Source organism: Sporichthya brevicatena, from assembly GCF_039525035.1.
Lineage (GTDB): Bacteria > Actinomycetota > Actinomycetes > Sporichthyales > Sporichthyaceae > Sporichthya > Sporichthya brevicatena.
Window position 1 is genome coordinate 1 of the sequence record NZ_BAAAHE010000030.1, and the last position, 22,801, is coordinate 22,801.

Genomic DNA, 22,801 nt, shown 5'->3' on the forward strand with positions numbered 1-22,801 from the left:
CTCCGGCGTCCGCCAAGACCGCGAACGACGCCGCCCGCCAGGCGGCCACCCCGCAGTTCGCGGACGCCGTCGCCTGCGCGCGGGGGATCTTCACCGGGACGATCACCGCCGTGCAGCCCGCACCGGACGGGGCCCACTACGACGTCACCGTCCTGATCGAGGAGTGGATCGCCCCGACCTCCGGCCCGGTCAGCGTCACCTACCGGGTGTTCGGCAGCACCGCGAACTCGCCCGGCGAGGACGAGACCGTCCGGGTCGGCCTGCGCCGGTTGTTCGTCGTCGCCGCCTCGGAGTCCGAGCGGATCTACGCCTTCCGGCCGAAGGACTGGGCCGAGACGAAGAAGCGCATCGCCGGTATTCGGGCCGAGCGTTCCGGGCAGTCCTGCTGACGGGCCGTAGCCCGGGGTCGGTGCGCGCGCGTACCGTGAGTCCCCAGAGTGGTCGACGGGACTGCTGAAACAGCTGGGACGGACGAGGCGACGAGGCCATGGCTCAGACGATCTGGAAGGGCGCGATCTCCTTCGGGCTGGTCTCGATCCCGGTCCGGGTGTTCTCCGCGACCGAGGAGCACGGGGTCTCGCTGCGGCAGGTCCACGCCGCCGACGGTGGGCGCATCCGCTACAAGCGCTTCTGCGAGCTCGACGGCGAGGAGGTGCCCTACAGCGACATCGCCAAGGGGTACGACCTCGGCGGCGGCGAGATGGTGGTCCTGACCGACGAGGACATGGACTCCCTCCCGCTGCCCTCGACCAAGGCCGTCGAGGTCCTGCAGTTCATCCCGGCCGACCAGTACGACCCGATCGCGACGGCGAAGAGCTACTACCTGCAGGCCGACCACCTGGGCGAGAAGCCGTACGTCCTGCTCCGGGACGCCCTGCGCTCCACCGAGAAGGTGGCGATCGTGAAGGTCGCGCTGCGCTCGCGTGAGTCGCTCGCCGCGATCCGGCCCTACGGGGACGTCCTGCTGCTGCAGCTGATGCTCTGGCCCGAGGAGATCCGGGATGCCGGCAAGCTCGCGCCCGGTGAGGACGTCACGGTCAAGGACGCCGAGGTCAGGATGGCCGAGGCCTACATCGACACCCTGACCGCGGACTACGACCCGTCCCAGTACGCCGACGAGTACGCCGCCGCTCTGCGCGCCGTCGTCGACGCCAAGGTCGCCGGCCGCGAGGTCGTCGCCGTCGACACCGACGCCGAGCCCGCCGCCGAGGTCGTCGACCTCATGGAGGCCCTGCGCCAGTCCGTCGCCCGCGCGAAGGAACGCCGCGCCGCCGGCGACTCGCCCGCCGCGGCCGCCGCCCCCGCGGCGGATAAAGCGGAGGAGAAGTCGGCGGAGAAGAAGGCCCCGGTGAAGAAGGCCGCCAAGAAGGCCCCCGCGGCCAAGAAGGCGGCGGAGAAGTCGGCGGAGAAGCCGGCGGAGAAGGCTCTCGCGAAGAAGGCGGCGGCCAAGAAGGCACCCGCGAAGAAGGCCGCGGCCCGGAAGTCGGCCTGACTCCTGCGGGATGACGTCCCGCAGTGGTGGGGTGTCGGCCCGCGCACGGGCTGACAGGCGCGCGCCCGGGACGTCATCCCGCAGGACCCGGATTGGGTGGAATTCCACGGCCCGTGGGACGGTTGGGGCGATTACCAGCGCTGTTCCAGCACGTTCACACAGTTTCGGAGAACGCCGTGTCCCTGCCCCCGCTCGTCGAGCCCGCGGACGAACTGACCGTCGACGAGGTGCGCCGCTACAGCCGCCACCTGATCATTCCCGACGTCGGGATGGCCGGCCAGAAGCGGCTGAAGAACGCCAAGGTGCTCGTGGTCGGGGCCGGCGGCCTCGGTTCGCCCGCGCTGCTCTACCTGGCCGCGGCCGGTGTGGGGACGCTCGGCATCGTGGACGACGACGTCGTCGACGAGTCGAACCTGCAGCGCCAGGTCATCCACGGCCAGTCCGACATCGGCAAGTCCAAGGCCCAGTCGGCCAAGGAGTCCGTCGCCGAGATCAACCCGTACGTCAACGTGATCCTGCACGAGCTGCGCCTGGACTCGACCAACGCGCTCGAGGTCTTCGCCGACTACGACCTGATCCTCGACGGCACCGACAACTTCGCGACGCGCTACCTGGTCAACGACGCGTGCGTGCTGCTCGGCAAGCCGTACGTGTGGGGCTCGATCTACCGCTTCGAGGGCCAGGCCTCGGTGTTCTGGGACAAGTACGGCCCGAACTACCGCCACCTGTACCCGGAGCCCCCGCCGCCCGGCATGGTCCCGAGCTGCGCCGAGGGTGGCGTGCTCGGCGTCCTGTGCGCCTCGATCGGCTCGATCATGGTGAACGAGGCCATCAAGCTGATCACCGGGATCGGGGAGCCCCTCGTCGGCCGGCTGATGATCTACGACGCCCTGGAGATGGAGTACCGGACGGTCAAGGTCCGCCGCGACCCGAACGCCCCGGACATCACCGAGCTCATCGACTACGAGGCCTTCTGCGGCGCGGTCTCCGACGAGGCCGCCGACGCGGTGAAGGACTCGACCATCTCGGTCAAGGAACTCAAGGAATGGATGGACGCGGGGAAGGACTTCGCGCTCATCGACGTCCGTGAGCCGAACGAGTTCGAGATCGTCTCGATCCCGGGCGCCACGCTGATCCCGAAGGGTGAATTCCTCAACGGGAATGCCCTCGAGAAACTCCCGCGCGACAAGCAGATCGTTCTGCACTGCAAGTCCGGCGGTCGGTCGGCCGAGGCGCTCGCCGCCGTGAAGCGCGCCGGCTTCAACGACGCCGTCCACGTCGGCGGTGGCGTCGTCGCCTGGGTCAGCCAGATCGAGCCGGACAAGCCGTCATACTGACGGCCCCTCGACCCGGGGGTCAAAGGCCGCACGGACGGTCAAACACGGACAGACGGACAGCCCACCTGAGGATCCCTCAGGTGGGCTTTTCCGTGCTCGCACAATGCGGACCCCGGATTGGGCAAAGGCCCGCGGAGCCTCGCTTGTCGATCAAGACAACACAGGCACCCTGGGAATGAGGGCGAGTCCCTAGAAGGCTCATGGCTTCCGCACAGGGAGGGTTCGTAACGTGACCGAGCCCGCAATCGGGACAAACCGTTTTCCGGGTAGCAATCCTTCATCCCCGCCGGGTGAAACCGAGGAGAATCCGTCATGAGCTCCAGCCCGTTCAAACGAGTCGCGATGAGCGCGCTCGCGACCGCGGTGGCCGCCACTGCCGCCGTCGCCGTGCAGTCGCCGGTCGCCAGTGCCGAGTCGGTGCCGTCGTGGCCGGCGGCCGATGTCTCGATGATCCATCCGGGGATCCAGACGATCACCGACGAGAAGTCGACCTGCACGTCCAACTTCGTCTTCACGGACAAGGCCGGGAACGCCTACCTCGGTCAGGCCGCGCACTGCTCCGGCACCGGGACGCCGGACGAGACCGACGGCTGCGCGTCCGAGAGCCTCCCGCTCGGGACGCCCGTGAAGCTCGGCGAGTCGGGTGTCACCGGGAAGATGGTCTACAACTCCTGGCTCGCGATGCAGAAGGCCAAGGAGACCGACGCCAACGCCTGCGCCTTCAACGACTTCGCGCTGATCCAGATCCCCAAGAGCGCGATCGGTCAGGTCAACCCGTCGATCCCGGTCTTCGGTGGTCCGGTGGACGTGCGGACCGAGCCCATGGGCTCCGGGGAGGCCGTGTTCAGCTACGGCAACTCCCCGCTGCGCGGCGGTCTGACCCAGCTCTCGCCGAAGCAGGGCTTCATCCTCGGCGAGGAGGGTGGCGGCTGGACGCACACCATCTTCACCGCGACCCCGGGCGTGCCCGGTGACTCGGGCAGTGGGTTCCTCGACTCCGAGGGCCGCGCGTTCGGGATCCTCTCGACGCTCGCGCTCCTGCCGTTCCCGGCGAGCAACGGCGTCACGGACCTCGCGAAGGCCCTCGCCTACGCCGAGCAGCACTCGAACATCAAGGGCCTGCGCCTCGCCACCGGGACCGAGGGCTTCGCTCCCGGCACCCTGCCGGTCCTGGCCGGCATCACCGGAAAGTTCTGAACCGGCTCGTTCTCAACCGGCACGGTCCGAGGATCCGCCGCTGGTGACATGCTCGACGACATGACGCCCACCGCCCCGCGAGAGCACGACGCGCGGGGCGGTCGGCTGTTCACGGACGACTACGTCGAGGCCGTGCTGGCGGCGATCGAGTCGATCCCGCCGGGGAAGGTGCTGCCGTACGGCGAGGTCGCGGAGCTCGTCGGCCGGGGCGGGCCGCGAGCGGTGGGCCGGGTGCTGTCGAACTCCGGCGGCGGGGTCCCGTGGTGGCGCGTGCCGCGCGCCGACGGCTCGCCGCCGATCGGCAAGGAGGCCGCCGCCCGCCGGGCCTGGCGCGAAGAAGGCACACCGATCCTGCCCAACGGCAAGGTCGACATGCGGCGCGCCCGCTGGGACGGACGGACCGTCGGCGGTCGGTGATGTGATGGGTCCGTGAGTGCGCGGCGGACCAAGGGCTCGGGGCGGGCACCGCGCGTCGAGTACCGACTCGTGCGCCGGCCGGCGCCGCCCGTGGTCGCGCCCGCGCTCGACGAGGCGCAGCGCGCCGTGGTGGAGCACAGCGGGGGCCCGTTGCTCGTGCTCGCCGGGCCCGGGACCGGCAAGACGACGACGCTGGTCGAGGCCGTCGCGCGCCGCGTCGAGGCCGGCACGGACCTGGAGCGCATCGCGGTCCTGACGTTCAGCCGCAAGGCCGCGGGGGAGCTGCGGGAGCGGATCGCCCGGCGCATCGGGCGCACCACCGCCACCCCTGCCGCGGTCACGTTCCACTCGTTCTGTCACACGCTGGTCGCCGCGCACCGACCGGCGGAGGACGCCGGCGTCCCGCTGCGGCTGCTCTCGGCGACCGAGCAGGACGTCGCCGTGCGCGAGTTGCTCCGCGGCACGGTCGTCGACGGCCGTCCGTGGCCGGCGACGATCGCGCGCTGCCTCGACACCCGCGGCCTGGCCGAGGAGGTCCGGGACGTCCTCGCCCGCGTCGGGGAGCGGGGGATCGATCTGCGCCGCGTCGCCGAGTTCGCCGACGCCGAGGACGCCGCGGTCTGGCGCGCCCTCGCCGCGTTCGCCGACGAGTACGCCGACGTCCTCGACGCCCGCGGGGTGCTCGACTACACCGAGCTCGTGCGCCGGGCGGTGGCGCTGGCGGAGTCCCCGCCGGTCCGCGCCCAGCTGCGCGAGCGCTTCGACGCCGTGTTCGTCGACGAGTACCAGGACAGCGACCCGGCCCAGGTCCGCCTGCTCCAGGCGATGGCGGGCGACGGCCGCGACCTCGTCGTGTTCGGCGATCCCGACCAGTCGATCTACGCGTTCCGTGGGGCGGACGTCCGCGGCATCCTCGACTTCCCGCAGGCCTTCGGAGACCGCACCGGTGCCCCGGCGCGCACGCTGGTCCTGCGCACCTCGCGCCGCGCGGTGCCGGAACTGCTCGCGGCCAGCCGGGAGGTCGCGCGCCGCCTGCCGCTGGCGGGCCTCCCGGCCGACGCGGCCCGCGCGCACCGTGACCTGCGGCCCTCGCTCGACCCCGGCCCGGGCCCGGCGCTGGAGGTCCTGACGTTCCCGAGCGTGGGCGCGGAGCTCGAGCACGTCGCCGACGTCCTGCGCCGCGCGCACCTGGCTGACGGCGTGCCCTGGTCGGACATGGCGGTGCTGGTCCGCTCGGGGACGCGGACGATCCCCGTCGTGCGCCGGGTGCTCGGCGCGGCCGGGGTGCCGCTGGAGGTCGCGGGCGACGAGATCGCTCTGCGCGCCGAACCCGCGGTCGCGCTCCTGCTGACGGCGCTGAAAGTCGCCTCCACGCTGGCAGCTGACCCTCCGTCAGAGGCGGGTGCGGTTCCGGCGGCGCTGCGGGCCGTGCTCACCCCGGAGGCGGCGCGGACGCTGCTGCTCTCGCCGCTCGGCGGGATCGACCCCGCCGACCTGCGCCGGCTGGGGCGCGCCCTGCGGGCCGAGGCCCGGGCCGGTGGTCTCACCGGGGAGGAGCTCGCGCCGTCCGCCGAGCTGATCCGGGACGCGCTCGCCGTGCCGCGTCTGCTGATCGGCCCCGACGCCGCGGCGGCCGGCGCCGCCCGCCGGCTCGGGGAACTGCTGGCCAAGGTGGCGGCCGACCTCGCCGCGGGCGGGTCGGCCGAGGAGGCGCTCTGGCGGCTGTGGGAGGGCACCTCGTGGCCGGAGGACCTGGCCCGCTCCGCGGCCGGGTCGGGGGCTGCGGCTCGCCGCGCCGACCGGGACCTGGACGCGGTCTGCGCGCTGTTCGACCTCGCCGCCCGGGCCGAGGAGAAGGCCGGCCGTCGGGGGGTCGCGAACTTCCTCGCCGAGATCGAGGCGCAGGAGATCCCGAGCGAGGCGCCGCGCTCGGCCGACGGCACGACCGACGCGGTCCGGGTCCTCACCGCCCACCGGTCGAAGGGGTTGGAGTGGCCGCTGGTCGCCGTCGTCGGCGTCCAGGAGGGGCTCTGGCCCGACCTGCGCCGCCGCGGGTCGTTGCTGCAGGCGGACCGCCTCGAACCCGACGGCCTCGCCCCGGTGCCGAGCATCGCGAGCGTGGTGGCCGAGGAGCGCCGGCTGTTCTACGTCGCGGTGACCCGCGCCAAGCAGCGGCTGATCGTCACGGCCGTCGACGCGCCCGACGAGGACGGCGACCGGCCGTCGCGTTTCCTGCGCGAGCTCGGCGTCGAGGTCCGCGAGGTGCGCACCCGTCCGGCCCGCACGCTCGCGCCGGCCGCGCTGGTCGCCTCGCTCCGCGCCGTGCTGGAGGACCCGGCGAGCTCGGACGCGTTGCGCGCCGTCGCCGCCGGGCGCCTGGCCACCCTCGCCGACGCCCGCGACGGTGCGGGCCGCCCGCTGGTCCCGTCCGCGGCGCCGGAACGGTGGTGGGGGACGGTCGACCCCAGCGACGCCGAGGTCCCCGTCCGCCCGCTCGACGAGCCGCTGAAGCTCTCCGCGAGCGCGGTGCAGGGGCTGACCTCGTGCCCGCTGCGGTGGTTCCTGCAGCGTGAGGTCTCCGCCGACAGCGCGCCGACGATCCGCATGACGTTCGGCAACGTCCTGCACGCCCTCGCCGAGGAGGTCGCGCGGACCGGGGTCGACGACCTCGACGCGCTGATGAAGCGGCTCGACACCGTGTGGTCCGAGCTGACGTTCGACGCGCCCTGGCAGTCGTCGGTGCAGCGCGAGGCCGCGCGGGAGGCTCTGCGGGCGTTCCTCGCCTGGCACTCGGGGCGGCCGGACCGGGAACTGGTCGGGGCCGAGGTGCCCTTCGACATCCATATCGACGCGGGCGGGGAGACGGTGCACCTGCGGGGCTCGCTCGACCGCATCGAGCGGGACGCGGACGGACGCACCCGGGTCGTCGACTTCAAGACCTCGAAGAGCTCGCCGACGAAGGAGGAGATCGCCGCGCATCCGCAGCTCGCCACGTACCAGGCGGCCGTCGCCGCCGGCGCCCTCGACGACCTCGGAGTCTCGCGGGAGTGCGGTGGCGCCGAGCTGGTGATGCTCCGTCAGGTCAACGCCAAGGGCCTGCCGAAGGTCAACGCCCAGGACGCGTGCGCTGACGCGGAGAACCCGAACTGGGCGCTGGAGCTGCTCGGCGAGGCGGCTCAGCGGCTGCGGGAGGAGCAGTTCACCCCGCGCCCGTCGGACGACTGCGACATGTGCGAGTACCGCCGCTGCTGCTCCGGGCGGGCCGAGGGCCGGCAGGTGATCACGTGAGTGCACCGATCCGTGACATCGACGACCTGGTCCGGCTGCTGGGCGTCCCGTACAACGCCGAGCAGCGGGCGGCGATCGTCGCTCCGCTCGAGCCGGGCGTCATCGTCGCCGGGGCCGGGTCCGGCAAGACCACGGTCATGGCGGCGCGGGTGGTGTGGCTGGTCGGCACCGGGCAGGTCGCGCCGGACGCAGTGCTCGGCCTGACGTTCACCACCAAGGCCGCCGGCGAGCTGAACGTCCGCATCCGGGCGGCGCTGACGAAGGCGGGCATCACCGCGCCGGTCGGGGGACCGGAGCCCGAGGGTGAGGACGTCGGCGAACCGACCGTCTCCACATACCACTCGTTCGCGGCCCAGCTTCTCGAGGAACACGGACTCCGCCTCGGTGTGGAGCCGCACGCGAAGCTGCTCGCCGACGCCTCGCGCTACCAGCTCGCCGCCCGGGTGATCTGCCGTGCCCGTGGGCCGTTCCCGGCCCTGGAGAAGTCGGTGCCGGACCTGGTCGTCGACCTGCTCGCGCTCGAGGGGGAGTGCTCCGAGCACCTCGTCGATCTCGAGGAGCTGCGCGCGCACGACCGCGACCTGATCGAGCGGCTGCGCACCGTCAAGGGCGCCGACACCCCGTCGAACGCGGTCGCGAAGGCGATCGTCGCCGCCCGTCGCCGGCTGGAGTTCGCCGACCTGGTCGAGGCGTACCGCGCCGAGAAGGCCGAACGGGACCTCGTCGACTTCGGCGACCAGATGGCGCTGGCCGCGCGGCTGGCCGAGCAGTGCCCGCAGGTGGGGGCCGCCCTGCGTGAGCGCTACCGCGTCGTCCTGCTCGACGAGTACCAGGACACCTCGGTCGCCCAGCGCCGCATGTTGGTCGGGTTGTTCGGAGGCGGGCACCCGGTCACCGCGGTCGGCGACCCGTGCCAGGCGATCTACGGCTGGCGCGGCGCCTCGGTGGCGAACCTGGAGGACTTCCCCCGGCACTTCCCGGCGCTCGGTCCTGACGGGTCGTCAGTGGAAGCGGGTCGCTACTCGCTCCGCGAGAACCGGCGCAGTGGGCAGGTCGTGCTCGACCTGGCGAACACCCTCGCGGCGCCGCTGCGCGCCCTGCACGCCGGCGTCGAGGCGCTGACGCCGTGCGACGACAACCTCGGTCGCGGCGAGATCCGCACCGCACTGTTCGACACCTACCCGGAGGAGATCCGCTGGGTCGGGGACCAGGTCGCCGCCGCGATCGAGGAGGGCACCGAGCCGGGCGAGATCGCGGTCCTGGTGCGCGCGACCCGCGACATCGGCCCGGTCCACGGCGAGCTGGTCGCGCGCGACATCCCCGTCGAGGTCGTCGGTCTCGGCGGTCTGGTGCACCTGCCCGAGGTGGCGGACGTCGTCGCCGTGCTCGAGGTGCTCGACGAGGCGACGGCGAATGCGGCGCTCATCCGGCTGCTGACCGGGCCGCGCTGGCGCATCGGCCCGCGCGACCTCGCGCTGCTGGGCCGGCGGGCCCGCGACCTGGTCGCGGTGCCGCGCGACCACACGCTGTCCCCGCTGGAGGCGGCGGTGCCGATCACCGACCCGGCCGAACTGGTCTCGCTCTCCGACGCGATGGCCTGGCCCGGCGACCTCGGCTACTCCGACGCCGCGCTGGCCCGGTTCGCCGCGCTCGACGCCGAGATCGCCGAACTCCGCCGGCACGTCGGCGAACCGCTCGTCGACCTCCTGCACCGCGTGCTCGCCGTGACCGGCCTCGACGTCGAGATCGCCGCGGGCCCGCACGCGGTCGCCACCCGGCGGCGGGAGTCGCTCGCCGCCTTCCTCGACGTCGCCGCGGCCTTCAGCGACCTCGACGGCGACTCCTCGGTCTCGGCCTTCCTCGCCTACCTGCGTGCGGCCGAGGAGCACGAGCGCGGCCTGGACTCCGCGACGCCGGGGTCGGCGAACTCGGTGAAGCTGATGACCGCGCACAAGTCCAAGGGCCTGGAGTGGGACGTCGTCGTCCTGCCGGACCTGACCCGCACGGTCTTCCCGTCGAACCAGGGCCGGGCGCGGTGGACCAGCCGCGGCGACTCGCTGCCCTACGCCCTGCGCGGCGACCGCGACTCCCTGCCCTCGCCGCCGGAGCTGACCAGCAAGGGCATCGACACCTTCGAGAAGGCCGTTCGGGAGCAGGCGCAGCTCGAGGAGCGCCGGCTCGGCTACGTCGCCTTCACCCGTCCGCGCCGGCGGCTCGTCGCCTCCGCGCACTGGTGGGGGCCGACGCAGAAGAAACCGCGTGGGCCGTCGGAGTACCTGCTGGCGGCGCGCGCGTTCGCCACCGAGCACGGGCTGGACCCGGGTGGCCCGTGGGCCGACGAGCCCGAGCCGGGGGCGGAGAACCCGCAGCGCGGGATCGTCGTCGAGTACCCGTGGCCGGCGCCGCTCGACGACGCCGCGCTGGCGCGCCGCCGCGCCGGCGCGAAGCTGGTCCGCGCTGCGCTGCGCGACCCCGACCGCCGCACCGTCGTGCCCGACGGGCTGTCGCCGGCCGAGGCCGAGCTGGTGGCGGGCTGGGACCGCGACCTCGACCTGCTGCTCACCGAGCTCGCGCGCACCCGGTCGACCGTGCGCGAGGTGGAGCTGCCGGCGTCGCTGTCCGCGTCGCAGGTGCTCACGCTCGCGACCGACCCCGACGCGCTGGCGCGTGAGCTGGCCCGGCCGATGCCGCGCCGGCCGGCGCCGGCGGCGCGGCGGGGGACGCGCTTCCACGGCTGGGTCGAGGCCCTGTTCGGCCAGCAGCCCCTGCTGGAGCCCGACGACCTGCCCGGCGCCGCGGACGCCGCGTTCGACGACGCCGACCTGGCTGCGCTGCAGAAGGCGTTCCTGCGCGGCCCCTACGCCGACCAGCGGCCGTACCGGATCGAGGCGCCGTTCGCGCTCGCCATCGCCGGGCGTGTGGTCCGGGGCCGGATCGACGCGGTCTACGAGATGCTCGACGGCTTCGAGGTCGTCGACTGGAAGACCTCGAAGTCGGCCACGGCCGATCCCCTGCAGCTCGCGATCTACCGCCTGGCCTGGGCCGAGATCGCCGGGGTGGAGCCGGAGGAGGTGTCGGCGGCGTTCCTGTACGTCCGCTCGGGCAAGGTCGTCCGGCCGGAGCTGCCCGGCCGCGCCGAACTTGAGGAGATCCTCGCCGGTCCGGCGTGGGCGGCGGTTCCCTGACGGCGGAAGATCCGTACAGTCGAATCATGAACGAGCTGCGGCTCTCCCGGGCCACTCACGACCGGTCGGCGCACCTGCGGCTGGACCCGAAGGCACTCGACGCCGCGTGGTCGGACCCGCGGGCGCGTGTGCTCCTCGTCCGCGACTCCGCCAGTCTGCTGCTCGCCGACGGCAGCGACCTCGTGTACCTGACGCCACGTCAGGTCGGGGACGTGGCTCCGGAGGACCGGCTGTTCCTCGGTTTCGACGAGGCGGGCGTCCCGCACTTCGCGGTCGACCGCGAGCTGGTCGCGACCGGCGAGGAGCAGCGCGTCACGCATCTGCGCGAGATCTCCTCGCGGTTGTCCGCCGGCGCGTCCGGGCTCTTCGTCCACGCGGTCGGACTCGCGAACTGGCACGCCCGGCACCAGTTCTGCCCGAACTGCGGCGCGCGGACGGAGTCGACGGCCGCCGGTCACGTCCGCCGGTGCCCGGAGTGCGAGGCCCAGCAGTTCCCGCGCAGCGACCCGGCGGTGATCATGCTCGTCGTCGACGAGGACGACCGCGCGCTGCTCGGCCGCGCCCCGGTCTGGCCGGAGGGCCGGTTCTCCACGCTGGCCGGCTTCGTCGAGCCGGGGGAGTCCCTCGAGCAGGCGGTCCGCCGCGAAGTGCTCGAGGAGGTCGGCGTCGTCGTCGACGAGGTGCGCTATCAGGCCTCCCAGCCCTGGCCGTTCCCGAGCTCGCTGATGCTCGGCTTCCACGCCCGCGCCTCGTCGACGGAGATCACGATCGACCCCGAGGAGATCGCCGAGGCCCGTTGGCTCACCCGCGGCGAGCTCCTGGACGCCGGTCGCCGGGGCGAGATCCTCATGCCCGGCTCGATCTCGATCGCCCGCTGGCTCATCGAGCGCTGGTACGGCGAACCCCTGCCGAAGTCGAACTCCTGGGGCGGCTCGCGCACATGACCCGCAGGCCGTGTCAAAAAAGGGTGACACCCCTTACTGCGCAGTAAGGGGTGTCACCCTTTTTTGACAGCGCTGCGGTCAGGCGGTCAGGCGGTCAGGCGGTCAGGCGGTCAGGCGGTCTGGGCGAGGCGGTCCTTCACCTGGGCGAAGGTGGGGTTGACGGCGGTGGAGCCGTCGGGGAAGCGCAGGGTCGGGACGGTGGCGGTGCCGTCGCCGTTGGCCTCGATGACGAACTGCTCGGCGGCCGGGTCGGCCTCGATGTTCACCTCGACGAACGGGATGCCGTCGGAGTCCAGCAGCAGCTTGAGGCGCTTGCAGTAGCCGCACCACGGCGTCGAGAACATGACGAGAACGTCGGGGTCGAGCTGGCTGGCGTAGTCGGCCATGGCGGGCGTGGCTACCTCTCGTGGGGGCGGACGGATCAGAACCGGTGGAGCAGTCCTGATGGAACAGCGCAGCGCCGTTCCTTCTTCCGCCCTATCTCACTACGGTGCGGTGCAGGGCCCCGTCCGGGGTTCGGTACGGGCACGACACGGTCGTTCGAGGGGGAGAGCGCATGCGCGCACGCGTGGGTGTAGCCGCGACGGCGTTGGGACTGGCGCTGCTCGGCGGGGCGGCGGTGGAGTCGCCGGCCGCGACGGCGGCCCCGGCACACACCAAGAGCGGCAAGCAGTGCCCGGCCAAGCAGGTCAAGAAGGTCTGGCGGGGCGGCACCAGCAAGCAGTGCCCGAACCTGGCCGACGAGCTGGACCACCTGTTCTACCAGGGCCCGCAGTACACGACCGCGCTGCGGAACAAGTACCGCGAGCGCACCCTGTTCATCCAGCTCCGCCTGCACGACCTCGGCTACAAGCCGATCGTCCGGGACGGCTACTACGGCAACCAGACCCGGGACGTCGTCAAGCGCTACCAACGTCGCAAGGGCCTGGTCGTCGACGGCAAGGTCGGGCTGCAGACCTGGAAGAGCCTGTTCGGCCTGGGTCGCGCCTGAGCATCGACTGAGCCGCGACTGAGCAGCGACTGAGCACACCCCGACCGCTGTCGGCGGCGGCTGCGAGGATGTCCCCATGACAGTTCGGGGCCGCTCGTGACGATGTCGGACAGGCAGATCCTGGACGCGCTCGACCCGGAACAGCGTGAGGTCGCCGAGGCCCTGGAGGGCCCGGTCTGCGTCCTCGCCGGGGCCGGAACCGGCAAGACCCGGGCGATCACGCACCGCATCGCGCACGGCGTCCGCACGGGGGTTTACCCGCCGCAGTGCGTGCTCGCCGTCACCTTCACCACGCGCGCCGCGGGGGAGATGCGCACCCGCCTGCGCGCGCTCGGGGCCGCCGGGGTGCAGGCTCGCACGTTCCACTCCGCGGCCCTGCGCCAGCTCCAGTACTTCTGGCCGACGGTCGTCGGCGGCGAACTCCCGTCGATCGAGGCGAAGAAGGCCCCGCTGGTCGCGGCCGCCGCGTCGCGGGTCGGGGTGCGGCCGGGCCAGGCCGAGGTGCGCGACCTCGCGGCCGAGATCGAGTGGGCCAAGGTGAGCCAGATCGCCCCGGCGGCGTACGCCCGGGCCGCGGCGGCGGCCGGCCGGACGCCCCCGGCGGGCCTCGACCCGGCCGGGATGGCCGAGCTCTACGGCGCCTACGAGGACACCAAGCGCTCCCGCGGGATCATCGACATGGAGGACATCCTCCTGCTGACCGTCGGCGTCCTCGCGGACAGCGCGGAGGCCGCCGAGCAGGTCCGCCGCCAGTACCGGCACTTCGTCGTCGACGAGTACCAGGACGTCAGCCCGCTGCAGCAGCGACTGCTCGACCTGTGGCTCGGCGACCGTCACGAGGTCTGCGTGGTCGGCGACCCGGCGCAGACGATCTACTCCTTCGCCGGGGCGACCCCGGACCACCTGCTCGGGTTCTCCCGGCAGCACCCCGGCGCGAAGGTCATCCGCCTGACCCGGAACTACCGCTCGACGCCCGAGGTGATCGCCCTCGCCAACCGCGTCCTGGTCGGGGCCACCCCGGCCGACGGGCCGCGCACCGGCAACCTGCGCGCCCAGCGCCCGGCCGGCATCGCGCCGTCGCTGCAGGAGTACCCCGACGAGGAGGCCGAGGCGGCGGCCGTGGCCGACCGGATCGCCACCCTCCGGGAGGAGGGCGTCCCGGCCAGCCAGATCGCCGTGCTGTTCCGCACCAACGGCCAGTCCCTCGCCTACGAGCAGGCACTGGCCGACCGGGGGGTCCCGTACCTGCTGCGCGGCGGGGAGAAGTTCTTCGAGCGACCCGAGGTCCGGGAGGCGCGCGTGCGCCTGCGCGGGGCGGCGCGGTCGATCGAGGTCGGCACCGACACCGACCTGGAGGGTGGCCGCGGGCTCGTCGACACCGTCCGGGACGTCCTCGCCAGCGCCGGGCTGTCCACGACCTCCGACGGCGCCCGCGGGGCCGCGGCCGAGCGGGCCGAGTCCCTGGCGGCGCTGGTCCGCATCGCCGAGGAGCTCGCCGTCGCCGACCCGAGCGCGACGCTGGCGACGCTGGTGACCGAGCTCGACACCCGCGCCGCCGACGCCCACGTGCCGGTCGTCGAGGGGGTCACGCTCGCGTCCCTGCACGCCGCGAAGGGCCTGGAGTGGGACGTCGTCTTCCTCGTGGGTCTGGTCGAGGGGATGCTCCCGATCACCTACGCCGACACCGAGGAGGCCGTCGCCGAGGAGCGCCGGCTGTTCTACGTCGGGCTGACCCGGGCGCGGGATCGCCTGTTCCTGTCCTGGGCCACCGCCCGCACGCCGGGCGGCCGCGGCAACCGCCGCCCGTCGCGGTTCCTCGACGGCCTCGTGGCGGTCGAGGCGGGCCCGCGGCGGCCCGCCCGGCCCAAGCGGGAGCGCGGCAAGGCGATCACCTCGTGCCGGGTCTGCGGCAAGACGCTGGTCGACGCCGTCGCCCGCAAGCTCGGCCGCTGCACGGACTGCCCCTCGGACTACGACGAGGCCCTGCTGGAACGGCTGAAGGAGTGGCGGCTGGCCCGGGCGCGGGAGCAGTCGCTGCCGGCGTACTGCGTCTTCACCGACGCCACGCTCCAGGCGATCGCGGAGGCCGAACCGGCCGATCTGCGGGCGCTCGGTCGCATCGCCGGGATCGGCGCCTCGAAGCTCGAGCGCTACGGCGGGGACGTGCTCGCGCTCTGCGCCGGCGAGCCTGTCGGTGCAAGTTCTGCGGCCGAATGAACCCTGGTCGGCAGGAACTGTTGCGCGCACCGCAGAATAACGCCGAATAAATCGCTTGCGGCCGGAAGTACGCGACCTCTAGCCTTCCACCATCTGCTACGCCGCGGATCGACTGCGGCTGCCCGAGCCAGGACGGAGGTGACCCCCCGTGGAGAACATGACGAACACCGTCGTGACGACCCAGCTGGGTGTCATCGGCGTACCGGCGGCGGGCACTGTCGCGCGTCCTTGGTCGGCCTATGAGCACGGCTGCGTGCAGGGCGTCCACATCGCGCCGATGACCTCCGTTCCGCAGGAGAAGTCTGTCCTCAAGACGGCTCTCCCGGCGACGGCCGGCTTCGCCGCTGCCCTGCGTAAGGACGTTTTCGCCCGTTCGGGCTTCCGCACCCTTGGACCACCGGTCTAGGCACCATCGACCGGCACTCCTTAGAGGCCGCGGAACCCGAAACCCGGGATCCGCGGCCTTTTTGTTTCGCCGCCACCCGTCCACCACCGAGCCACCAGCCCGAGCACGTTCCCTCACAAGGGGTGAGACCCGAATGTTGTGCACCACCGCGCAGAGCCCGACCGAAGCGCTGAACTCGGCGCCGGCGGAGTTGCTCGAGAAGATCCCGTGCCGCGCGTTCGACGCGGAACTGTTCTTCGCCGAGTCGCCCGACGACGTCGAGTACGCGAAGTCGCTGTGCCAGAACTGCCCGATCCGATCGGCGTGCCTCGCCGGAGCGCTGGAGCGCGCCGAGCCGTGGGGCGTCTGGGGCGGCGAGCTGTTCGTGCAGGGCGTCGTCGTGCCGCGCAAGCGGCCCCGGGGCCGTCCGCGCAAGAACCCGATCGCTGCGTAACCGGAATGGCCTGCCGATGGCCTGCGAATGGCCTGACGTTTGGTTCGAAGTTCCGCAGCCGCCTGATCCGCGGGAGTAACCCTCACGCGGCGTCAGTTCTTTTGAGAGCAAGGACTTTCCCCCACAAGGGGACCGGTTGGAAATGGAGTGCCTGGTCATGTTCAGCAATGAGGACCTGGCTCGTGAGCACATGCGGGTACGCCTGTGCGAGGCCGAGCACGAGCGCCTGCTCGCCACGGTCCGGCGTCAGCGCCGGGCGGAACGGCTGCAGCGGCGCGCGGCTCGCGCTCAGCGTCGCGCCGAACTGGCGGTCGCCCGCGTGGCCGGCGCCTAGGCCGGCCCGAGCTCACGGAGCCAACACGATGGCCCGTCACCCGATCGCATCCTGCGACCGAGTGACGGGCCATCACCGTTGCTGGGGGCGGAGCGCGGCGGCTACTCGCCGACGATCTCCTCGGGGGTGCGGTAGGGGATGTCGGTGAGCCCGTCGGCCCCGGGGAGCCAGGCGGCGAGCTCCTCGCGCCACGGGCCGGCGGCCTCGAGCTGGCACAGGACGCCGATCGAGCCGAGCCACACCCGGTGGAGCAGCAGGTACCGCGGCGGCAGGTTGAACTGCAGGCCGGTGGAGTAGTTGGGGGAGCGGGGGTCGCCGATGCGCTGGCCCTGCGCGCGCAGCCAGGCGCGGCTGAACTGGAACTCCGGCACGGTGACCGGCTCCAGGAACGGCAGCAGGTAGGCCAGGGCCCGGTCGGGGTCGAGGTCGATGCTCGGCTTGAGGAAACCCTCGGCGCGCAGGCCGTCGACGACCGCCTTCGCCTCGCCGCGCAGCGCCTGCTGCAGCAGCACGCCGATGACCGGCGGGACGCCCTCGGGCAGGTGGTTGACCGCGCCGAAGTCGAGGACGCCGAGGCGCCCGTCGGGCAGCATCCGGAAGTTGCCGGGGTGCGGGTCGGCGTGCAGTTTGCCGGCCCGGGTCGGGCTCGCCAGGTGGAAGCGGTGGTAGAGGACGCCCGCGCGGTTGCGCGTCTCCTGGTCGCCCTCGGCGATCACCTTCGACAGCGGCGTGCCGTCGATCCACTCGGTGACGAGAACGTTCCCGGCCTGGTGGACGACCTGCGGGACGCAGAAGTCCGGGTCGTCGGCGAAGGCGGCCGCGAAGGCGCGCTGGGAGTCGGCCTCGAGGGCGTAGTCGAGCTCCTCGGCGACGCGCTCCTTGAGCTCGACCATGAGCGCCTTGATGTCGAGGCCCGGCACCATCGAGCCGAACAGGCGGGCGAGGCGGCTGATCTGGTTCAGGTCGCCGAGCAGGGCCTCACCGGCGCCGGGGTACTGGATCTTGACCGCGACGTCCCGGCCGTCCGACCAGGTCGCGCGGTGCACCTGCCCGACGCTCGCCGCCGCGACGGCCTTGGCGTCGAACTCGGTGAACAGGTCCTGCCAGTCGGGACCGAGGTTGGTCCGCAGGACGTCGTGGACGACCCGGGCCGGCAGCGGCGGGGCCGCCTCCTGGAGTTTGACCAGCGTGGCGCGGTACGGCGCGATCACCGGCTCGGGCAGCGCGGCCTCGAACACCGACAGGGCCTGGCCGAACTTCATGGCCCCGCCCTTGAGCTCGCCGAGCGTCTTGAAGATCTGCTCGGCGGTGCGCTGCTGGATCTCGGCGGTGACCTTCTCGGCGGGCTTGCCCCCGATCCGCTTGCCGATGCCGAGCGTCGCCCGGCCGGCCATGCCCAGGGGCAGCGCGGCCAACTTGGCGCCCCGGGTCACGGCCCGGATCGGGATGTCGCCTGGTCCTCGGGACGCCTCACTCACCCCGCCATTGTCGATGATCTCGGCCGCGCGCGGGGCCATCTGGGCTGCGGCGCCCGTCTCAACTCGGCTCAGCCGGCGCTCCGCTCGGCCCAGGCGCAGCCGCAGGCGGGGTGGCGGCGCCAGCTCCGGCGGCGGCGTGCCCCGTCCGGCAGGCGGAGATGCAGCGTGCCGTCGACGGTGTCGGCGTGCCCCGTGTCCAGGTAGGACAACGCCTCCAGGGCCGCCTGGGCGGCCACCAGCGTGGCGAGGACCACGTCGGCGGGACGGGGCTCGGCTGTGAGCCCCGCCACGGCGAGCTGGGCCGCGAGGTGCGGCCAGGCCCGGTCGCGGTCGGTACGGGTCAGGTGGTGGCAGTGCAGGCACGAGCTGCGGAACGGCAGGACGAGCGGCCCCACGACCCCCTCCGTCTCGCGCAGCGCGGCCACCAGGTGCGGCGTGCCGGCCCGCACAAGGTCGTCCGCGTCCCCGAGCCCCGGCAGCCGGTCGGCCAGGATCACCAGGGCCGGGGGAGCGGCGGGCGCCCAGGGCAGCGCCGCGAACTCGCCGGCGACCGTCGTGGCCGCGGCACCGCGCGGCTGCCCGAGCTCGGCGAGCCGCAGTCCCCCGGGAGCGAGGTCGGCGGGTGTGGTGACGGCGTCGTCGACGACGTGGACGTGGCCGACCCCCGCCGCGGCGAGCAGGGCGGCCGCCGTCGCCCCCACGCGGCCGCCGCCGCGGATCTGGACCGCCGCGGCCAGCCGGCGCGACAGGGCCCGTTTCCCGGCGTCCGGGCCGGGGTGGGCGAGGGTCGCCGCCGCGAGGTCCGGCGCGAGACGGTCCCGGGAGGTGACGGGGAGCCGGTCCCAGCCGTCGGCGGTGGCTGCGGCGTCCTCCAGCAGGTCGGCGGCCGCGAGTTCGGCCAGCAGGCGCCGGACACGGGCCGCGGGGATGCGCAGGCGCCGCGCGAGGTCGGCGGGGCGGACCGTGCCGTCGAGGCGGTCCAGGAAGTCGTCCAGCGCGGCGTCGAGGCCGGAGACGAGGACGGCGCGATCAGGGTCCAGACCGAACTGGACGGTCGCGGGGCCGCGGCGGAGCCGGACGAGACCGGTCTTCAGCTTGGGGCGACGCAGCGGCGTCGGCGCAGGCACGGCCCCTCCCTCCCGGACCTGACGGGGTCCGGAGGGAAGCTTGCCGCAGCCTCGGCCTCCGCGCCGGAGCGCGGGGCCAGGCTGTGGACAACCGGCCGGGTTCGGGACCCGGACCGGGGTGGAGCGGTGGATCCGGGCGGGACTCAGGCCTTGCCGAGAATGCGGTTCAGCTTGGTGCCGCACACCTTGCAGATGCCCTGCGCCATGCGGCGGCCGGAGTCGCTGACCTTCACCTCGCCGGTGAAGTCGCGCTTCTCCTTGCACTTCACGCAGTACGCCTCGCCGGTGTAGGTCTCGGCCATCTCTTCTCCCTCGGGTTTGGTCGACCGGCACCAGCCGGTCGCGTCGGGCGGTTGTCGGCGTGCTGCCCCGCGCGACGACGGCACACACTAGTGCCCGGCGGAGCCTGCAGACGCCAGCTGGGGGCGTGGCGACGCGTGGCGGGTCGCGTAAAACCCCTCAAATCGTGACAAATCCGGGCATCCCCCGCGAGATTTGCCACGCTCGACCGCAGCGGAATCTGCGCCCGACCGGGTTGTGGACAACTTTGTGGGAAACCTTCCCAGGTTCGCCGGCGGGCCCCGCTGAGCAGGGCGGATCCGGGTCATGGGGGTGTGGATTTCTGGTCACGAGCGTGTCGACCTCCCCCGGACCGGGGTTCGGGGCCGGTAGCGTCCTGAGTGTGACTCGTGGGGTTCGGGCATGACCTCGCGTCGGCGCGCCGGGGCGGCGGACGAGGTCGCCTTCGACCAGGTCGAGGTCCGTCGCAGCACGCGGCGGCGCAGCACCGTGTCCGCCTACCGCGAGGACGGGCGGACGGTGGTGCTGATCCCCGCCCGCATGAGCCGCGCCGACGAGCGCTACTGGGTCGAGACGATGCTGGCCCGCCTGCAGGCCCAGGAGGCGCGGGGCCGCCCCAGTGACGCCGAGCTGATGACCCGGGCCCGCGAGCTCTCGAACCGCTACCTGGGCGGCTCGGCCGTCCCGACCTCGGTGCGCTGGGCCGACAACCAGGTCAACCGCTGGGGCTCGTGCACCCCGATCGACGCGACCATCCGGCTCTCCACCCGGCTGCAGGGGATGCCCCGCTACGTCGTCGACTACGTGCTCCTGCACGAGCTCGCGCACCTGCTCGTGCCCGACCACAGCGCCGCGTTCTGGAAGCTGCTGGAGCCCTACCCCCGCACCGAGCGGGCCCGGGGCTACCTGGACGGCGTCTCCTCCGCCGCCGGGCTCGACCTGTCCGAGTCCTCCGACGCCCCCGAGGCGTGAGCTCTCAGGCCAGGGCAGCGGCGACGGCGCAGGCCAGCGTCCAGAGCACCAGGTAGGTCACGGCCTCCGGCACGCCGTAGCTCGGCCGCGGGTGGATCACCGGGTCGGGGACGGGGCGGTCCTCGGGGTCCCCGCCGAGGTCGGAGACGAGCGGGGTGGCCGCGTAGTCCTCGGGCAGCGGGTCGCGGCCGTTGCGCCGGGTGGCCTCGGCCCGGATCAACGCGATGAGGGCGGCCGGCCGTTCCTCGCGCGTCAGGGGGCCGGAGAACGTGGGGCCGTAGAGCACGGCACGGGCGCAGTCGCCGTCGGTGCCGACGACCTCGACGAAGCCGCGGCCGCGGGCGTCGGCCACGTCCTCCCACGGGAGCGCGACCGTGGAGAACGCGTTGTCGAATCGGACCCCGCCGGCGTCGACGACGATCCGGGGGCGGAACAGGTAGCGGCGGATGCCGTAGGCGGCGGGCACGACGATCGCGCCGAAGACCCAGCGGTCGGTGAAGGCGTGGCCGGTGCCGCCGGACTCACCGGGGTCGAGCAGGACCGTGACCGCCAGGGCGCCGATGACGACGGTGAGGAACACCCCGGTGGCGAGCACGGCGTGCTGGCGGACCGTCAGACGCCCGTCGTCGTCGAGGGCGGCCGGGATGCGTCCCAGCCCCAGCCCGCCCGGGCCGGAGGAGGTGCCGCTCACCGGCCGGCGAGCTCGGCGCGGACGCGGGCGGTCCCGGCCCGGGCGAGGCGGCGCACCGCGTCGTCGGTGGGCTCGGGAATCTCGTCCGGGGTGAACCAGCCCAGGCGGATGGACTCCGGGCTGATCTGCTCGACGGCGTCGGCCGGCGCGATCGCGACGTACATGACGTCGAGATGGTGCTCGACGTACGGCGAGCAGGGCGCGGGGTGGCGATCGAGCAGGACGGGGTCGGGGAGCAGGGTGAGGGTGGCGATGCCCGACTCCTCGCGCGCCTCGCGCAGCGCGACGTCGGCGAGAGCCTGGTCGCCCGGCTCGCAGTGCCCGCCCATCTGCAGCCACATGTGGGCCTTGCTGTGGAAGGTGAGCAGCACCCGCTCGCCGGTCGCGTCGACGATGATCGCGCTGCCGGTCAGGTGCGCGGGCCGGCACTCGCGCGTCATCGCGCCGGCATTCGCGCCGAGGAACGTCAGGAACGACGCCCGCAGGCTCTGCTGGTGCTCGTCCGTGGGCTGATACGCCGTCAGAACCTTGACGGCGTCGGCATGCAGGCTCACTTCTCGGAGTTGCCGTCGCCCTCGGTGCTCCCCGGCGGGGGCTGCTCCGGCGGGGCCTCACCGAGGCTGCCGTCGAGCAGACTCGAGATGTCGAGGTCGCTGCCGCCGGAGATCTGCGCGGCCTCGACGAACGCGGCGGGGTGGTCGAGGTCGTCGGCGGTGGGCAGCAGGTCCGGGTGCGCCCAGAGCGCGTCGCGGCCGTCGACCCCGCGGGCCTCGGTCAGGCGCTGCCACAGCTCGGCGGCCTCGCGGAACCGGCGCGGCCGCAGTTCGAGACCGATGAGAGTCCCGAACGTCTGCTCCGCCGGGCCACCGGTCGCGCGGCGGCGGCGGACGGCTTCGCGCAGCTGCGGGGCGGCGGCGAGGTGCTCGGCCGCGGCGGCGCCGGCGACCTTGTCGACCCACCCCTCGATGAGGGCGAGGATCGTCTCGAGACGCGCGAGCGCGGCCCGCTGCGCGGGGGTGTTCTCCGGGGTGAACATGCCCTCGTGAAACGCCTGCCCGATCGCCTCGGGGTTCGTCGGGTCGAGGCCGGAGACGATCTCCTCCAGCTTGTCCATCTGCACCGAGATGCCCCGGGCGTAGGACTCGACGGCGTCGAGGACGTGCGCGCGCAGCCACGGCACGTGGGCGAACAGGCGCTGGTGCGCCGCCTCGCGAAGCGCGAGGAAGAGCCGGACCTGGTCCGCCGGGACGCCGAGGCCCTGCCCGAAGGCGGCCACGTTCGCGGGGACGAGCGTGGCCCGCGCCGGCGGGCCGAGCGGCAGACCGATGTCGGTCGCGCCGAACACCTCGCCGGCCAGCGAGCCGAGCGCCTGCCCGACCTGGGCGCCGAACATCGCGCCGCCCATCTGCTTCATCATCCCCATCAGCGGGGCCGCGGCCTCGCGCATCTCCTCGGGGAGCTGGCCCGGCAGCGCGCCGCCCATCGCCTCGACCACGCGGGCGGCGACGGGCTCGACGAGCTGCTTCCACACCGAGAGCGTGTTCTCGATCCACTCCGCGCGGCTCCAGGCCAGGGACGCGTTGGCGCCGGCCGGCATGACGGTCAGCGGGTCCAGCCACAGCTCGGCGAGGCGGATCGCCTCGTCGACCTCGGCCCGCTCACCGGCGCCCATCGAACGGTCGCCGCCGGCGGCCGCCACGGTCTTGCGGGCGACGTCCTTGGCGAGGTCCCAGTTCACCGGGCCGCCGCTGTAGGACAGCATCTGCCCGAGCTGGGTGAACATCGCGCCGAGCGCGTTGGGGTCGCCGCTGAAGAGGGCGGCGAAGGGGTTGTCGGGGCCCAGGTTCTTGCCGGGGTCGTCGTCCCCGCCGCCCGGCATCCCGAATCCGAAGGGCACGCTCATCGCGGAAATCCGTCCCGGTCGGCGACAATTGCGGCGACACCCTGAGTCCTGGAGCGTGCGCTGCTCATGTTCTCCAACCTAGCCGGGCC

At 73.3% G+C, this 22,801-nt stretch carries 20 protein-coding genes and 1 pseudogene; 14 read left to right on the forward strand and 7 right to left on the reverse strand.

Features of this window, described 5'->3' with window-relative positions:
* From ABD401_RS17045 to nudC, 8 genes and pseudogenes are all read left to right on the forward strand, one after another.
* A pseudogene (locus ABD401_RS17045) lies at positions 1 to 389 on the forward strand (hypothetical protein); the annotation flags it as partial.
* Between the two features lie 98 nt (positions 390 to 487).
* Complete coding sequence (ku, locus tag ABD401_RS17050) at positions 488 to 1,492, forward strand: non-homologous end joining protein Ku (RefSeq protein ID WP_344606890.1); 1,005 nt, start codon at positions 488 to 490, stop codon at positions 1,490 to 1,492.
* Between the two features lie 176 nt (positions 1,493 to 1,668).
* On the forward strand, positions 1,669 to 2,829 hold the full coding sequence (moeZ, locus tag ABD401_RS17055; RefSeq protein WP_344606892.1) for an adenylyltransferase/sulfurtransferase MoeZ: 1,161 nt from the start codon (positions 1,669 to 1,671) through the stop codon (positions 2,827 to 2,829).
* A gap of 312 nt (positions 2,830 to 3,141) precedes the next feature.
* Complete coding sequence (locus tag ABD401_RS17060; protein WP_344606894.1) at positions 3,142 to 4,026, forward strand: S1 family serine peptidase; 885 nt, start codon at positions 3,142 to 3,144, stop codon at positions 4,024 to 4,026.
* 60 nt (positions 4,027 to 4,086) lie between these two features.
* Entirely contained in the window at positions 4,087 to 4,443 is a 357-nt protein-coding gene (locus ABD401_RS17065) for an MGMT family protein (protein ID WP_344606896.1), read from the forward strand.
* A 12-nt stretch (positions 4,444 to 4,455) separates the two neighbouring features.
* The gene (locus tag ABD401_RS17070; RefSeq protein WP_344606898.1) at positions 4,456 to 7,731 is read left to right on the forward strand and encodes an ATP-dependent helicase; all 3,276 of its coding nucleotides are present in this window, start codon (positions 4,456 to 4,458) and stop codon (positions 7,729 to 7,731) included.
* The gene (locus ABD401_RS17075) at positions 7,728 to 10,916 is read left to right on the forward strand and encodes an ATP-dependent helicase (RefSeq protein WP_344606900.1); all 3,189 of its coding nucleotides are present in this window, start codon (positions 7,728 to 7,730) and stop codon (positions 10,914 to 10,916) included. The genes ABD401_RS17070 and ABD401_RS17075 overlap by 4 nt, the downstream gene beginning before the upstream one ends.
* A gap of 26 nt (positions 10,917 to 10,942) precedes the next feature.
* The gene (nudC, locus tag ABD401_RS17080; protein ID WP_344606903.1) at positions 10,943 to 11,860 is read left to right on the forward strand and encodes an NAD(+) diphosphatase; all 918 of its coding nucleotides are present in this window, start codon (positions 10,943 to 10,945) and stop codon (positions 11,858 to 11,860) included.
* 110 nt (positions 11,861 to 11,970) lie between these two features.
* Here nudC and ABD401_RS17085 read toward each other — a convergent pair whose 3' ends face one another.
* On the reverse strand, positions 11,971 to 12,246 hold the full coding sequence (locus tag ABD401_RS17085; RefSeq protein WP_344606905.1) for a glutaredoxin domain-containing protein: 276 nt from the start codon (positions 12,244 to 12,246) through the stop codon (positions 11,971 to 11,973).
* 170 nt (positions 12,247 to 12,416) lie between these two features.
* Here ABD401_RS17085 and ABD401_RS17090 point away from each other — a divergent pair, with 170 nt between their 5' ends.
* From ABD401_RS17090 to ABD401_RS17110, 5 genes are all read left to right on the forward strand, one after another.
* On the forward strand, positions 12,417 to 12,851 hold the full coding sequence (locus ABD401_RS17090; protein WP_344606907.1) for a peptidoglycan-binding domain-containing protein: 435 nt from the start codon (positions 12,417 to 12,419) through the stop codon (positions 12,849 to 12,851).
* Between the two features lie 102 nt (positions 12,852 to 12,953).
* Positions 12,954 to 15,068: an ATP-dependent DNA helicase UvrD2 gene (locus tag ABD401_RS17095; protein WP_344606909.1), complete on the forward strand. Its 2,115-nt coding sequence runs from the start codon at positions 12,954 to 12,956 to the stop codon at positions 15,066 to 15,068.
* A 148-nt stretch (positions 15,069 to 15,216) separates the two neighbouring features.
* Complete coding sequence (locus tag ABD401_RS17100) at positions 15,217 to 15,474, forward strand: hypothetical protein (RefSeq protein WP_344606911.1); 258 nt, start codon at positions 15,217 to 15,219, stop codon at positions 15,472 to 15,474.
* A 133-nt stretch (positions 15,475 to 15,607) separates the two neighbouring features.
* Positions 15,608 to 15,907: a WhiB family transcriptional regulator gene (locus ABD401_RS17105; protein ID WP_019875734.1), complete on the forward strand. Its 300-nt coding sequence runs from the start codon at positions 15,608 to 15,610 to the stop codon at positions 15,905 to 15,907.
* A gap of 157 nt (positions 15,908 to 16,064) precedes the next feature.
* The gene (locus ABD401_RS17110) at positions 16,065 to 16,241 is read left to right on the forward strand and encodes a hypothetical protein (RefSeq protein ID WP_169577202.1); all 177 of its coding nucleotides are present in this window, start codon (positions 16,065 to 16,067) and stop codon (positions 16,239 to 16,241) included.
* 101 nt (positions 16,242 to 16,342) lie between these two features.
* Here the strand turns inward: ABD401_RS17110 and ABD401_RS17115 are convergent, their stop codons facing one another.
* The 3 genes from ABD401_RS17115 to ABD401_RS17125 form a co-directional block, all read right to left on the reverse strand.
* The gene (locus ABD401_RS17115; protein ID WP_425566190.1) at positions 16,343 to 17,719 is read right to left on the reverse strand and encodes an ABC1 kinase family protein; all 1,377 of its coding nucleotides are present in this window, start codon (positions 17,717 to 17,719) and stop codon (positions 16,343 to 16,345) included.
* A 68-nt stretch (positions 17,720 to 17,787) separates the two neighbouring features.
* Positions 17,788 to 18,846 carry a ThiF family adenylyltransferase gene (locus ABD401_RS17120; RefSeq protein WP_344606913.1) on the reverse strand — a complete coding sequence of 353 codons (1,059 nt, stop codon included), beginning with the start codon at positions 18,844 to 18,846 and terminating at the stop codon, positions 17,788 to 17,790.
* A 143-nt stretch (positions 18,847 to 18,989) separates the two neighbouring features.
* Positions 18,990 to 19,148, reverse strand: coding sequence for a DUF5679 domain-containing protein (locus tag ABD401_RS17125; protein ID WP_019875738.1), 159 nt, complete (start codon positions 19,146 to 19,148; stop codon positions 18,990 to 18,992).
* A 400-nt stretch (positions 19,149 to 19,548) separates the two neighbouring features.
* Between ABD401_RS17125 and ABD401_RS17130 the strand changes: the two genes are divergently transcribed.
* A complete protein-coding gene (locus tag ABD401_RS17130) occupies positions 19,549 to 20,118 on the forward strand; it encodes a M48 metallopeptidase family protein (protein WP_344606916.1) in 570 nt (189 codons plus the stop codon).
* Positions 20,119 to 20,122: 4 nt separating this feature from the next.
* On the opposite strand, the gene ABD401_RS17135 is transcribed toward ABD401_RS17130, so the two are convergent.
* Genes ABD401_RS17135 through ABD401_RS17145 form a run of 3 tightly spaced genes read right to left on the reverse strand, consistent with a single transcriptional unit; the run spans position 20,123 to position 22,712 of the window.
* Positions 20,123 to 20,809: a PH domain-containing protein gene (locus tag ABD401_RS17135; protein ID WP_344606918.1), complete on the reverse strand. Its 687-nt coding sequence runs from the start codon at positions 20,807 to 20,809 to the stop codon at positions 20,123 to 20,125.
* The gene (locus ABD401_RS17140; protein ID WP_344606920.1) at positions 20,806 to 21,363 is read right to left on the reverse strand and encodes an NUDIX hydrolase; all 558 of its coding nucleotides are present in this window, start codon (positions 21,361 to 21,363) and stop codon (positions 20,806 to 20,808) included. The genes ABD401_RS17135 and ABD401_RS17140 overlap by 4 nt, the downstream gene beginning before the upstream one ends.
* Entirely contained in the window at positions 21,360 to 22,712 is a 1,353-nt protein-coding gene (locus ABD401_RS17145) for a zinc-dependent metalloprotease (RefSeq protein WP_425566192.1), read from the reverse strand. The genes ABD401_RS17140 and ABD401_RS17145 overlap by 4 nt, the downstream gene beginning before the upstream one ends.
* Positions 22,713 to 22,801: the final 89 nt, after the last annotated feature.